11 protein-coding genes and 1 pseudogene are annotated in these 13509 nt (G+C 65.8%); 8 read left to right on the top strand and 4 right to left on the bottom strand.

From position 1 onward, the window contains the following. Positions 1–123 precede the first annotated feature (123 nt). On the bottom strand, positions 124–1590 hold the full coding sequence (locus NYR58_RS19470; RefSeq protein ID WP_261522811.1) for an aldehyde dehydrogenase family protein: 1467 nt from the start codon (positions 1588–1590) through the stop codon (positions 124–126). Between the two features lie 177 nt (positions 1591–1767). Between NYR58_RS19470 and NYR58_RS19465 the strand changes: the two genes are divergently transcribed. From NYR58_RS19465 to NYR58_RS19440, 6 genes are all read left to right on the top strand, one after another. Then, positions 1768–2556, top strand: coding sequence for an SDR family oxidoreductase (locus NYR58_RS19465; RefSeq protein WP_261522810.1), 789 nt, complete (start codon positions 1768–1770; stop codon positions 2554–2556). Between the two features lie 25 nt (positions 2557–2581). Continuing rightward, positions 2582–4231 (top strand): thiamine pyrophosphate-binding protein, encoded by a 1650-nt coding sequence (locus tag NYR58_RS19460; RefSeq protein WP_261522809.1) that lies wholly within the window; start codon positions 2582–2584, stop codon positions 4229–4231. A 29-nt stretch (positions 4232–4260) separates the two neighbouring features. Then, on the top strand, positions 4261–4614 hold the full coding sequence (locus NYR58_RS19455; RefSeq protein ID WP_261522808.1) for a cupin domain-containing protein: 354 nt from the start codon (positions 4261–4263) through the stop codon (positions 4612–4614). Between the two features lie 92 nt (positions 4615–4706). Continuing rightward, entirely contained in the window at positions 4707–5393 is a 687-nt protein-coding gene (locus tag NYR58_RS19450; protein WP_261522807.1) for a GntR family transcriptional regulator, read from the top strand. 40 nt (positions 5394–5433) lie between these two features. Beyond that, on the top strand, positions 5434–6624 hold the full coding sequence (locus NYR58_RS19445; RefSeq protein ID WP_261522806.1) for a diaminopropionate ammonia-lyase: 1191 nt from the start codon (positions 5434–5436) through the stop codon (positions 6622–6624). 30 nt (positions 6625–6654) lie between these two features. Further along, complete coding sequence (locus NYR58_RS19440; protein WP_261522805.1) at positions 6655–8133, top strand: pyridoxal-phosphate dependent enzyme; 1479 nt, start codon at positions 6655–6657, stop codon at positions 8131–8133. Positions 8134–8179: 46 nt separating this feature from the next. Here NYR58_RS19440 and thiI read toward each other — a convergent pair whose 3' ends face one another. Together thiI and NYR58_RS19430 are read right to left on the bottom strand one after the other, a co-directional pair. Continuing rightward, positions 8180–9649 carry a tRNA uracil 4-sulfurtransferase ThiI gene (thiI, locus tag NYR58_RS19435; RefSeq protein ID WP_261522804.1) on the bottom strand — a complete coding sequence of 490 codons (1470 nt, stop codon included), beginning with the start codon at positions 9647–9649 and terminating at the stop codon, positions 8180–8182. A 208-nt stretch (positions 9650–9857) separates the two neighbouring features. Continuing rightward, a complete protein-coding gene (locus NYR58_RS19430) occupies positions 9858–10775 on the bottom strand; it encodes a LysR family transcriptional regulator ArgP (RefSeq protein ID WP_261522803.1) in 918 nt (305 codons plus the stop codon). A 100-nt stretch (positions 10776–10875) separates the two neighbouring features. Here NYR58_RS19430 and NYR58_RS19425 point away from each other — a divergent pair, with 100 nt between their 5' ends. Then, positions 10876–11484 (top strand): LysE/ArgO family amino acid transporter, encoded by a 609-nt coding sequence (locus NYR58_RS19425; protein ID WP_261522802.1) that lies wholly within the window; start codon positions 10876–10878, stop codon positions 11482–11484. A gap of 213 nt (positions 11485–11697) precedes the next feature. Then, positions 11698–13218 carry a S10 family peptidase gene (locus NYR58_RS19420; protein ID WP_261522801.1) on the top strand — a complete coding sequence of 507 codons (1521 nt, stop codon included), beginning with the start codon at positions 11698–11700 and terminating at the stop codon, positions 13216–13218. Positions 13219–13230: 12 nt separating this feature from the next. Here the strand turns inward: NYR58_RS19420 and NYR58_RS19415 are convergent. After that, positions 13231–13509: pseudogene (locus NYR58_RS19415) on the bottom strand (hypothetical protein); the annotation flags it as partial.

Below are 13509 nucleotides of genomic sequence, written 5' to 3'. Positions count from 1 at the left end.
TGACAACGAAATCCCAAACCCCAACAAACCCATAAAACAAAACCCCGCCGAAAATGACGGGGTTTGTCAGCGGTCTGGGCCGCCCGAGGGGCGGCCTTCCTTTGCGGGTCGCTTGTCTGCGCCTCAGCGCGGGATCGGGTGATGCACGCAGATGTTCTTGATCTGCTGGTAGGCGTTCAGCGCTTCGAGCCCCTTTTCCCGCCCGAAGCCGGAGAGCTTGTAGCCGCCGAAGGGGAATTCCACGTCCAGGCCGACGGCGAAGGAATTGATCCAGACCTGGCCGACACGCAGCCTCTCGGCCATCGCCAGGGCCGCGTCGATGTTGCGTGTGTGGACGCCGGCGACCAGCCCGAACGGCGAATCGTTGGCCAGGCGCGCGGCCTCCTCGGCGCCGTCGAAGGGAATGATGGTCAGGATCGGCCCGAAGATTTCCTCGCGTGCCACGCGCGCCGCATTGCTGGCGCCGACGACCAGGCCGGGACGCACGAAGGCACCGCCCGACAGCGGGTCTTCCTTCGGCGTCTGCGCTCCCAGGATCAATTCGCCTTCCTTGCGCGCGATGTCGTAAAACGACTCGACATCCTTCTTGTGGGCGAGGCTGACCAACGGGCCGAGGTCGGGATCGTCGATGCCGGCACCGATGGACATGCCCGCGATCTTCTTCTCGAGCTTCTCGACGACCGTGTCGTGAATGCTGCGCTCGACGAGAAGGCGCGTGCCGGCGTTGCAGACCTGGCCGCAATGGGTGAAGACACCGCCGGCAATGACCGGCAGGGCTCGGTCGAGATCGGCATCGGCGAACAGGATCTGCGGCGACTTTCCGCCCAGTTCCATGTTGCATGGGATCGCGTGCGAGGCCGCAGCGACCATGACGCGCTTGCCGGTGGGCACAGAGCCGGTGAAGGTGATCTGGTCGACGCCGGGATGGCGTGCCAGCATGTCGCCAGCCACCGAGCCGCGCCCGTTGACCAGATTGACGAGGCCCTCGGGCAACTCGGCTTCCTGGCAGATCTTCATGAACTCGTAGGCGGTCACCGGCGTCTCGGCCGACGGCTTGATGATCACAGCGCAGCCGGCCGCCAGCGCCGGCGCGACTCCGCGGGCGATCAGCTGGAAGGGGTAGTTCCAAGGGATGATGTGCAGGCTCACGCCGATCGGGTCCTTGACGGTCCAGTCGGACCAGTCGGGGCCGAGCGGGATGGAGCTGCCGTGCAGCTTGTCGGCGGCACCGGCATAGAACTCGAAGAACCGCGCCGAGCAATCGACCTCCCAATAGGCGTCGCGCAAGGGCTTGCCGCTGTCGGCGCATTCCTTGCGCACCAGTTCCTCGCGGCGTTCCAGGATCAGATCGGCGATCCGCTGCAGGACGCGGCCGCGCTCGAACGGGCGCATCCGCCGCCACGGGCCCTCGTCGAAGGCCTTCCGCGCGGCGGCGACGGCCTGGTCGACCTCCGCCTGGCCCGCGCGGGCGAATTCGGCGATCACCTTGCCGGTTGCCGGGTCATAGGTGCGCCCGACGCCGTCGGAGCCTTCGGTGAGGACCGAGTTGCCGCAGACGATGGGAATGAGCGGTGGAGAAAGGGTGTTCACGAAATGCCTCCTCGGTCGTGACGCTGCAAAAGATTCTCGAGGGCAGCCGCGGGGGACCGTCCTCCGGCAGGAGGCTTTCATGTGTATACAATATCCTTTTCATTGTCTACAGTGTTTGACAGAGTGTGTTCCGGATGCTACCCGATGTCTTCAAAAAACGACACCAATGGAGCCTTCATGAATCTTGAATTGCGGGGCAAGCGAGCTCTCGTCACGGCGGCGTCACGCGGGCTTGGAAAGGCATCAGCTCTGGCGCTCGCCGAGGAAGGGGCAAGCGTCGCCGTCGCCGGGCGCGACCAGGCCCGGCTCGAGGCTCTGGTGGATGAATTGCGCGCCGCCGGGGCGAGTGACGCCGTCGCCGTCGTCGTCGATCTGGCGCGGCCCGAGACCTTTGCGGAGGCCGTCGAGACTGCCGTCTCCCGTTTCGGGGGGCTCGATATCTTCATCGGCAATACCGGCGGGCCGGCGTCCGGACCGTTCCTCGATATCCCGCGCGCGGAGTGGGAGCGTGCCCTGGGCGAGACCTTGCTGCCGATGGTCGACCTCTGCCATCTGGTGATCCCGCATCTGAAGAAGTCGGATTGCGGACGCATTCTCTTCATCACCACCGTCGGCGTGAAGATCGTGCAGCCGCACATGGTGCTGTCCGACTCCCTGCGGCTGGCGATCGTCGGCCTGGCAAAGTCGTTGTCGCTGGAACTCGCCGACGACGGCATCACCGTCAATTGCCTCTGCCCCGGCCCGTTCAAGACCGACCGGATGGAGGACCTGATCAAGGCGAGCATGGAGCGCGAGAAGATCGACCGTGCCGCCGCCGAAGCCATCTGGCTGGAGGAGGTGCCGCTCGGCACGTTCGGCGATCCGGCGGACTTCGGTGCCATGGTGGCGCTCCTGTGCTCCCCGCGCGGACGCTTCACGACGGGGACCGCCATCTCGCTCGACGGCGGCAAGTCCCGCGCCTACTGACCCCGGAACAATGGAAACGCAGAAGATGACGAAACAGCAGAATCTGGACGGAGGAGCGGCGGTCGTCCGCTGGCTGAAGGCGGCAGACGTCGGTCATGTCTTTTCGGTGTCGGGCGGTCCGATCAATCCCGTCTACAGGGCGTGTGCCGAATTCGACCTCCCGCTCGTCCACGCGCGCCACGAAGCGGCAGCCTGTTTCATGGCCGAGGCCGCCTCGCGCGTTACCGGCAAGGCGGGGGCGGTGGTCGTGACGCTCGGGCCGGGCGCCACCAACACGGTGACGCCGGCGCTGGTGTCGACGCTTGCCGGCACACCGCTGATCATCATCGCCGCACAGGCGCCGACGCGCGTTTTCGAGCGCGGTGCGGGCATGTCCTACGATCCGCTTCCCATCCTCTCCAGCGTCACCAAGTGGTCGGCGCGCGTTCTCGATGTGAACCGCATCTCCGAGTATCTGGACATCGCCTGGCGCAAGATGTGGGCCGGCCGGCCCGGACCCGTCTTTCTCGAGATTCCGGCCGATATCATGGCAGCGCCGCTGTCGGATTCTCCGGCCGCGCTCGCTCGCTCCGCGCCGCCCGCTCCGGCGCGCCCGGCGCCCTCGGTAAGTGACGCCGCGCGGCTTTCCGAAGAGCTGTCGCAGGCCAGGCGGCCGCTGCTACTGCTCGGCGAGGAGATCTTCTGGACGGGTGGCGCCGGCTGGCGCGCAGTCGTGGAGAAGCACCACCTGCCGTTTGCGACGCTGCGCCTGGCGCGCGGCATCGTCGACGAGCACCATCCGCTTTTCATGGGACCGGGCTACAGCCCCTGCAATGCGACCCTGCGCAAGGCGTTGCAGGAGGCGGATTGCGTCTTCCTGATCGGTCATCACTTCGAGTTCGATCTCGAGTTCGGCGACAAGCTCGGCGCAGAGACGCGCGTCGTACAGATCGCTTCCGATCCGGAGCTTCTCAACCGCAACCGCCGGGCCGACCTGGCGGTCGCCGCCGCGCCGGCCAATGTGGTCGGGCTGTTCGAGGCGGCGCCCGAGGCGCCGGTCGAGCGCGACTGGGTCGACGGCGTGCTCGCTGCCTGGCGTGCGGAGTGGCAGGCTCAGCTCGGCAAGGATGCCGATGACGGCAAGCTTCACCCCATCGCCGCTGTCGACGCGGTGACCGAAGCTGCACCCGCCGAGACCATCTATGTGTCCTCGCACGGCAATGTCGATTTCTGGGCCGATGCGCGCCTGCGCCTCGGCGCCCCCGGGCGCTATCTGCGCGCCGGCCAGTCCGGGGCGCTCGGCGCCGAGGTGCCGTACGGGGTGGGCGCAGCCTTTGCGGCGCCCGGTGCGCCGGTGATCGTCTTCGTGGGCGACGGCGGCGTCGGGTTCCATGTCACGGAGCTCGATACGGCGGAGCGCTACGGTAAGCCCTTCGTCATCGTCGTGCTCGACGACGAATTGTGGGGCGCCATCGCGCTGCCGCAGGAAGCCAGCTACGGCGCCATGTACGAGATGGACCTGCCGCGCCGCGACTGGGCCAAGGTGGCCGAGGGGCTGGGCGGCAAGGGCTATATATGCCGCACGCGAGAGGAGATCGACCAGGCGGTCAAGGATGCGCTGGCGAGCGGCAAGCCTGCCATAGTCCAGGTCTCGGTGCGCTCGGTGATCAGCCCGTATATGGAATACATCTCCTGAATTGTGGAAACGGACAGGAACTTGAAGCGATGAAAGTGTGGAAGGACGGAGACAAGCGCGGCATCACGCCGCCCAACCATTTCGGCGGGCTCGAGGTGCTCGACATCGTCCCGCTGGCGGGCAGTCCCTTTTCGGTGCAGGTCTCCAAGGCGCCTCCAGGCGGCGGCGGTGAACTGCACCACCATGAGGAGTGGTCGCAGGTTTTCTACGTTGCGAAAGGGGAGATGACCTTCGACACGGGCAAGGAGCGCTTCACGCTCACCGAGGGCCAGTCGGTCCTGTTCGAGCCGGGCGATCCGCATTACACGCTGAACGAGAGCGAGAAGGAGAGCACCTGCCTGGTGATCACGGTCGACCACAGCCGGGCCGGTTCTCGGGCATAAGTGGGGCCGCCAAGTCGATTGCCCTTGCGTCGCGCCGGCCATATGGCGGTTCTAGAAAGGATACGCTTGGAAACAGTGGCGAGAGGTGAACAATGCAACGCCAGCTAGAGTCGGGTAAGGAGACCGCTTCCACGGCCGCTACCGTGGTCGAGGCGCTGGAGGACGATATTCTCCACAGCGTCCTGAAGCCCGGCGACAGGCTTGACGAGCAGGTGCTTGCCAAGCGGTTTCAGGTCTCGCGGACACCGATCCGCGAGGCGCTGCGCGATCTGGCGGCGAGCGGATTGGTCGAGATCCGGCGCAATCAGGGCGCCATGGTGCGCACGCTGACCACGACCGAGCTCATCGAGATGTTCCAGGTCGTGGCGGAACTCGAAGGCCTGTGCTGCCGTCTGTGCGCGCGGCGCATGGGCGACGCAGAGCTGGCGGAGATCCGCAGACTCAACGAGGTCTGCGAGGAGCGTGCGCGTGCCAACGACCATGACGGCTTCTTCACCGCCAACAACCTCTTCCACGAGATGATCTACGACGGATCGCAGAACGCCTATCTCCAGGAGGAGGTGCGCAAGCTGCGCAACCGCGTCAACGTCTACCGCCGCCACATCAGCTTTCAGCCGCGGCGCATGGTGCGCTCGGCGGCCGAGCACTGGAAGATCGTCGAGGCGATCGAGAAGGGCGAGGAGGATGCTGCGCACAGCCACATGCGCGAACATGTCGATCTCCTGGCAGGTTCGGCGGCCGATGTCCTGCTGGCGCTCGAGGCGCGAAACAGAAAATAGGTCCGGCCGTGGAGCCGGCGCAGATCGGATACGCATTTAAATGAAGATTGTAGAAAATCGGGCGGCGGCGAAGGGTGCCGCACTGTCTCCGCATGAGGCTGAAACCGTGGGGCTGAGGGCGCCGGAAATCGTGGCGCCGTTCATTGCCGCCTGCCCGAAGCACGCGGCCACGCCGCTGGTGCCGCTGCCGGGGCTCGCCGCCTCGCTCGAGGTCGCAGGCATCGATCTCAAGGACGAGGGACAGCGCCTCGGCCTCAAGAGCTTCAAGGCACTCGGCGGTGCTTATGCGGTGGCGCGTCTGGTCCACGAACACGTGGAGGCGCGCCTGGGTCGCAAGGTCGCGCCGTCGGAACTGAGGGACGAGGCGGTCCGGCCCATCGCCGGCGAATTGACCGTCTGCTGCGCCACGGACGGGAACCATGGACGTTCCGTCGCGGCGGGAGCGCGGCTGTTCGGCTGCCGCTGTGTGATCTTCCTGCACGAAGGAGTCTCGAAGGGGCGCGAGCAGGCGATCGCCGGCTTCGGCGCCGAAATCCGCCGCACCGACGGCAACTACGATGCCTCCGTCGCCGAGGCGACGGAGGTGGCCGAGCGCGAGGGCTGGACCACCGTGTCCGACTTCTCCTGGCCCGGCTATGAGCGCATTCCCGGCCTCGTCATGCAGGGCTATACGGTGATGCTGGCCGAGATCGCCGAGCAGATGCAGGCGCCCTACACGCATATTTTCGTGCAGGGCGGGGTGGGCGGCCTTGCCGCGGCGGTCGCCGGATATTTCCACGACTGGTTGGGCAAGGACCGGCCGAAGCTGGTGGTCGTCGAGCCCGATCGCGCCGCCTGCCTCCAGGCGAGTGCGGAACAGGGCGAACGCCTCGAGATCGCGGCCGGCGACTCCACCGTCATGGCCATGCTCGAATGCTACGAGCCTTCACTCATCGCCTGGCAGATTCTGGAGAAATCGGCGGACGCCTATATCGACATTCCCGACGGCGCCGCGGTGGACATGATGCGCCGGCTCGCCCGGCCCGCCGGCGGCGACCCGGCGCTGGAGATCGGCGAATCGGGCGTGGCCGGCCTCGCCGGGCTCGCCATGGCGGCTGCGCAGCCCGAGCTGCGCGCCAGACTGGGGCTCGACGGCGGCTCCCGCATACTCGTGATCGGCACCGAGGGAGCGACGGATCCCGTCCTCTACCGCCAGCTCGTTGGCGACGAGACGGTGGCCGACGAAGCCTAGATGAGCGCCCGCACCTTGGGGAGAACGGACATGAGCAATCTCTTTTCGCAGACCGTCGTCGACCAGGCCGTCTACGACAATGTCGTGGTGCAGCTGAAGGAGAAAGGGGTCCGTCTTCCCAGAATCGCCGAACTGGCCGACCCGTCGACGATTGCCCCGGCGATCGTCTCGGATCTGCAGAATGTGGACCCGGATGCCGCCGATGTGCGCAACCTCTTTCGCGTGCACTGGTACAACGACGCCGAGCGGAAGGGCTTTGCCGACACACCCGCCCATCTGGTGCTGCCGTCCGCGCTCACCGGCGTGCGCGCGAAGATCATCGTCGCCGTCGGCGCCCGTTTTCCGATGATCCGGGCGCACAAGGTCCTGGCGGCCTACGGGTGTCTGGTGCCGCGCCTGGTCACCGGGCAGTTCGACCCGCTCGCGCAACGCAGTGTCTGGCCGTCCACCGGCAACTACTGCCGCGGCGGTGTCGCCATCGCCACCACGCTCGGCTGCCGCAGCGTCGCCGTGCTGCCTGAACTGATGAGCAGCGAGCGCTTCCGCTGGCTGGAGGAATGGGTGGCGGACAAGCGCGACATCGTGCGCACGCCGGGCTCGGAGAGCAATCTGAAGGAGATCTACGACGCCTGCCGCGAACTGGCGGAGGACCCGCAGAACGTCATCTTCAACCAGTTCAGCGAGTTCGGGAACTACATCATCCACCGCGCCGTCACCGGGCCGGCGCTGGAGGCCGTCTTCAATGCGGTGAACGCGGAGGGGCGGCTTGTCCCGCGCGCGTTCGTCTGCGCGTCCGGCTCCAGCGGCACGCTCGCCGCCGGCGATCACCTGAAGAAAAAGCTCGGCAGCGCCATTGCCGTGGTCGAGGCGCTCGAATGCCCGACGTTGTTGCGCAACGGCTATGGTGAGCACAACATCCAGGGCATCGGTGACAAGCACGTTCCCCTCATCCATAACGCGCTCAACAGCGACTTCGTGATCGGTGTTTCCGACCAGGCCTCGGACCATCTCAACCTGCTCTTCAACACCGAGGAGGGGAAAGCCTATCTGGCGCACCGCAAGGGTGTCGACCCGACGCTTCTTGCGCAGCTTTCCGCGCTCGGCCTCTCGGGCATCGCCAATGTCGTGGCGGCGATCAAGCTGGCGCGCCATCTCGATCTGGGCGAGGACGACGCGCTTGTGACCGTGGCGACCGACAGTGCCGAGATGTACGGCTCCCAGGCCGAAAAGACCTTGAAGCGGGCCTACCCGGACGGCTTCGATGCGGTGTCGGCGGCGGAGGTGGCGGGGCGCCATCTGTTCGGCGCGGCCACCGACAATCTGGAGGAACTCGACCATGTGGGCCGCCAGCGCATCTTCAATCTCGGCTACTACACCTGGGTCGAACAGCAAGGCGTTGCGCTGGATGACTTCGACCGTCGCCGCGATCCGCGCTTCTGGGACGGCCTGATGGACATGGTGCCGGTTTGGGACGGTCTCATAGACACCCTCAACGCGCGCCTGGGATGAGGTGAGATAGGGCGCGAGTCCTGTCCCCCGGCGCTACAAGGGCGGGCTATGCCGGTTCGGCGTCGTGGTCGTGGCGTTTGCGGATGGCGCCGATGCCGCCGCGCAGCGCGTAGGCCTGGTAGCCATATTGCTGCATGATCTCCGCCAGATGCGCCGACTGTGTGCCGAACGCGCAGTAGAGAACGTAGGGTCGCCGCTTGTCGAAGCGCTTCATGTCGCGGATGACGCTTTGGGGGGAGCGGTTGACCGCGCCGGGAAGGTGCCACCGGTCGTAGTGCGCCTTCGGCTGGCAGTCGATCACCAGGGCACTCTCGGGCACCTCGTCGACGAAGAGATAGTCCGTGCGCAGCTCGGCCCCTGTTACGGTGGCGAGGTCGATTTGGCGCGTGTCCGCGATGGCGCGCTTGAGCGCCTGTTCGTCGGTCTTCGCCTCCTCGGCCGCGGCGGCGCGCGCCGTGCTGCGCACTGCCGGCGAGCGGTTCGCAAGAGCGCAGTGCTCGGGGATTCGTTCCGAGAGGAGGGCCGTACCGATATGGCGGGCCTGGGCCATGATCTCGCCCTTGTCGAGGCCGACCAGCGGGCGCAGGACGAGTCTGTCGGCAGCCGGTTCGATGGCACTCAGGTTCGAGAGCGTCTGCGAAGAGACCTGGCCGAGGGCCTCTCCGGTGACGATCGCCTGGGCCTTGAGGCGACCGGCGAGGCCCGAAGCGGTGCGGTACATGAGACGCTTGAGCACGACCTGCCAGAGAGACGGGTCGACATGGGCCTTCATATCCGACACGACTTCGTTGAAGTCAGCCACGAAGATGCGCGGGCTTCCGCCGAAGGCCCACATGTCCGTCAGCACTTTGGCGACCTGGATGACCTGGCGCTCGTAGGCGCCGCCCGCCAGATTGCAGAACAGAAAATCGACGGCGACACCGCGGCGCATCATCCGCCAGGCGGCGACGGCGGAATCGAACCCCCCGGAAAGAAGCGCCAGCGCCCTGCCTTCGCTGCCGAGCGGCAGCCCGCCGGCTCCTTCCAGGCGCTCGGCGAAGAAGTAAGCGTCGTTGCCGAGCACTTCCACATGGACGGTGACCTCCGGATCGTCGAGGTCGACGGTGGAATGCGGATTGAGCACGGCACCGAGACGGCGTTCCGCATCGACGGAACTGAAAGGATGATGCCCGGTACGGCGCACGCGCACCGCATAGCGCTTTCCTTCAACGGTGCGGGCGAAGTGTTCTTCAACCGTACGCGCCATGTCGTCGAGATCCGCCCCGCAGCGTGCGGCGACGGGCGAGAAATTGGCGATGCCGAACACGCGGCCAAGCAGCGCCCTTGCCCGTGCTTCATCGTTTGCGAATACGAAAAGACGGCCGTGGCTCCGCACGATCCGCGCACGCACGCCCGCCTGTGACAGGGCGGCCAGCACGTTGCTTTGAAGCACCTGTGCGAAACGTCCGCGGGTCCTGCCCGACTTGGTCGACAGGTCGGCGGAGAAACGCACAATGAACAGGCCTCGTGACGTCATTCTTCCCTTCGGATTTCGTCGCGCCTTGGCACTTTGGGTGCGACCGTGGCCGGCGCACCATTTGGGCCGAGCCGGCAGAAATTTCAAACCGGCGTATCCGCCCGGGTGGGGCGGCACACTGTGATGCATCTGCCAGCCGTGCTTCTATCGCGGTTGCCGGCGCGTATCCAGTAGCTGGGCCGATTTGAGCGTGGCGTCGCCGCAGTCATCACCCATCCGCCTGTGGCGTCCTCTGCACAAGATCGCGCCGGGCGGTGGCGACGATCTCTTTCGTGAGTCCTTCCAGCCGATCGGCGGCGAGACGGTTCACCTGCCAGTAGAGTGGAACATCGAGCCCGAGTCCGGGGATCAGTTCCACCAGCCGGCCCGATTCGAGGTCGTTCTTCACCAGTTCTCGGGGGTTCAGCCCCCATCCCATGCCGGTCCGGCATGCTTCCACAAAAGCTTGTGTCGAAGGCAGCCAATGGGTGGGATGGGAAAGCTCTTCCCTAAAGGCTTGTGCGATCCACTGGGCCTGCAGGCGATCCTTCTGGTTGAAGGTAAGGGCGGGTGCACGGGCAAGACTCTGTTTGCTGACGCCTTCTGCGAAATATTGCGCGAAGAAATCGGGACTTGCCGTCGCGTGATAGCGCAGGGCGCCGAGAAAGATGCGGCGGCAGCCGGCGACCAGTCTGTCGAGGCTTGTCACAGCGGCAAGAACCCTGCCGCGCTGGAGCCACTCGGCCGTATGGTCCTGGTCGTCCACGGCGATGTTGAGGAGATACGCCGACTGCCTGGAAAAGCGTGCGGCCGCCTTGAGGAACCATGTTCCCAGGCTGTCGGCATTGGTTGCCACATGGATGGTGACCTTCTGCGGGGTTTCCCGTCCGGCCAGCGCGGGCAGTGACTGGTAAAGCTCGCTTTCCAGCATGCCGACGTGCTCCACATGCCGGCACAGCAACTCTCCCTTGGCGGTCGCCGTGCACGGGTTGCCGCGCACGACGAGGACGACCCCGAGCCGCTCCTCCAACTGCTTGACGCGCTGGGAGACCGCGGAGGGGGTGACGTTGAGCACGCGCGCCGCCTTCTCGAAGCTGCCGGTCTGCACGACCGTGGCGACGGCGCGAAGCGCGGGATAATCCAGCATAAGATTAGCTTCATTTCATTCCGGTTAGGAACATTAACTGGCCTAAATCCTCAGTCGACGCTAGGGGAAAACCGCATCCGCGCTTTGGGATTTTCACGGCATGACGGTTTCGGTCTACATGACGGGACTGACGATCGGTCTCGGGCTGATCGTCGCGATCGGTGCGCAGAATGCGTTCGTTCTGCGCCAGGGTCTGCGCAACGAGCATGTCTTCGCCGTCTGTCTCGCTTGCTCTGCCTCCGATGCACTGCTGATCTCCCTCGGCGTCACCGGCTTTCAGCGCGTCGCCGCTTTCCTGCCCTGGCTCGACCCGGCTATGCGTTACGGCGGTGCGGCCTTTCTCGTCTGGTTCGGCGCCAGGAGCCTTTATTCGGCAGTGCAATCGTCCGAAGCGCTCGAGGCCGGCGCAATGGGTGCGTCGAGCCTGCACAGGACCCTGGCCACTTGTCTCGCGCTGACCTGGCTCAACCCGCACGTCTATGTCGACACGGTCGTGCTGCTCGGCACGGTGTCGACTCAGTTTCCCGATGCTGCCGTGTCGTTCGCCGCGGGCGCGGTGACGGCGTCCTTCCTGTTTTTCTTCATGCTGGGCTACGGCGCGACGCGGCTGCGCCCCGTCTTTGCGCGTCCGTCCTCCTGGCGCGTTCTGGAGGCGCTCATCGCAGTCACCATGTGGGCGATTGCCTGGAAGCTGTTGGCCGGCATCTAAAGCATCCCGGGAAGTGGATGCCGGGTTCCGTTTGGGAATTCGTGAGATCCAGCACGCCCGGCCTTTTCGTCGTGAGTTCAAAACCGGACGTGCTAGGTTGCCGCGACAACCGGATTCGATCAAACGGCGGTACGAATGAACTTCCCTTCAAAATGGGCCCTTCGGGCGAGACAAGCAGGAGATACTGAGCGGGCAAGAGCGAACAGCTCTTCATTGCGAGCACAGGCCTTTCTTGTTGCGTTTCTTGTCTGGTTCCTCGCTGCGCCGCTGGCTTTCGCGCAGGATGAGGACGACGCCCGCGAGGCCGCGCCCGCAGCCGAGACCCATGAGGCTCAACCCGCCGATGCGCAGGGGCGTTTGCCGGAGACACGGCGGACGCGGCACACGATCCGGATCGGCGGGGAAGACATCCGCTTCCTGGCCACGGCCGGGGCGATCACGCTTTCGGGTGCACAGGATCGGCCCGAGGCGGACATCGCTTTCGTCTCCTATGCGCTGGAGGGCGCCGAGCCAGCCGCGCGGCCTGTCACTTTCGCGGTCAATGGCGGGCCGGGGGCGGCCTCCGCCTATCTTCACCTCGGGGTCCTCGGACCGTGGATCCTGCCGATGGACGAGGAGCAGATCATGCCCTCGCAGAAGGTCGAACTGGTCGAGAATCCGCAGACCTGGCTGGCGTTCACCGATCTTGTCTTCATCGACCCTGTCGGGACGGGGTTCAGCCGGCTTGTCGATTCGAACGAGCGGCTGCGCGAGCGCTACCTTTCCATCGACGGCGACATCGAGGCGCTCGCCCGCTTCATCGTCCGCTGGCTTACGGAAAACGGCCGGCTGGCCTCGCCGAAATATTTCGTCGGCGAGAGCTACGGCGGCTTCCGCGGACCGCTTCTGGCGAAGGCGCTACAGACCGATCACGGTATCGGATTGAACGGCATGGTCCTCCTCTCGCCGGTTCTCGATTTCGGCTGGTGGGCGCAACCGGAGCATTCTCCTTTGCCGTTGGTCTCCCGCCTGCCGTCGTTCGCCGCCACGGAGATGGAGCGCCGCGGCACCTTCTCGGAAGAGGGGCTGCGCGATGCCGAGGCCTACGCCAGCGGCGCCTTCGTAACCGACTTCCTGCGCGGCGTGAATGACGAGGGCGCACTCGACCGGATCGTCGAGCGCGTCTCCGAACTCACCGGACTGCCACAAAGTCTCTTGCGGGAACATGACGGGCGGATCGACATGGGTACCTTCACGCGCAATTTTCTGCGGGAGGAGGGGCGTATCGCCAGCAGCTACGACGCGGCGGTCAGCCTCGAGGCACCGGTGAGGGGGCGGCGCACGCATCTGCCGGATCCCGTCCTCGACGCGATGACGGCGCCGCTCACCAGCGCGATTCTCGCCCACTACCGCGATACGCTCGGCTGGATGCCAGAGCGGCGTTACCACCTGCTCAACTCCGGTGTGAACCGCGCCTGGGAGTGGGGCGGCGGGCGCGGCCAGCCTGAGGCAATCAGCGCGCTCGGCCAGGTTCTGGCGCTGGATCCCACATTCCGGGCGCTGGTCGTCCATGGCTACACGGATCTGGTGACGCCCTATTTCGCGAGCGAGCTGCTCTTGCGCCAGCTTCCCGCCTTCGGGCAGGGAGAACGCCTGTGGCTTAGGACCTATCGCGGCGGACACATGTTCTACACGCGTGAAGGATCGCGCACGGCGTTCCAGGAGGATGCGCGGTTGCTCTACCGGGACCGATAGAAGGAGCGCCCTTCAACGGCTCCCGGCGGCCATGCCGCCGCGCGGCAGTGCCGCGCGCCATTCTTCCAGAAAGATTTCGCGCTTGGCCCGGTCGAGCCCGACCAGGAGCGCCGGGGTCATGGCCACGGGGCGGAATGTGCGCGCGTCGGCGCTGCCGTCGGCGAGCATGCGCTCCAACGCCTGCGCGCCGTCGATGGGCGACAGAAGGCGCATTTGATCCACCCCCATTGAACGGGTCCACCTTGAAGTATGGTTTTGACCATGAAGGAGGACCACAATGGCAAACAAGCG

It is taken from the genome of Chelativorans intermedius (genome assembly GCF_025398255.1).
GTDB lineage: Bacteria > Pseudomonadota > Alphaproteobacteria > Rhizobiales > Rhizobiaceae > Chelativorans > Chelativorans intermedius.
The sequence above is the reverse complement of the archived record's forward strand: the minus strand, read 5'-3'. Positions and strand labels throughout refer to the sequence as shown.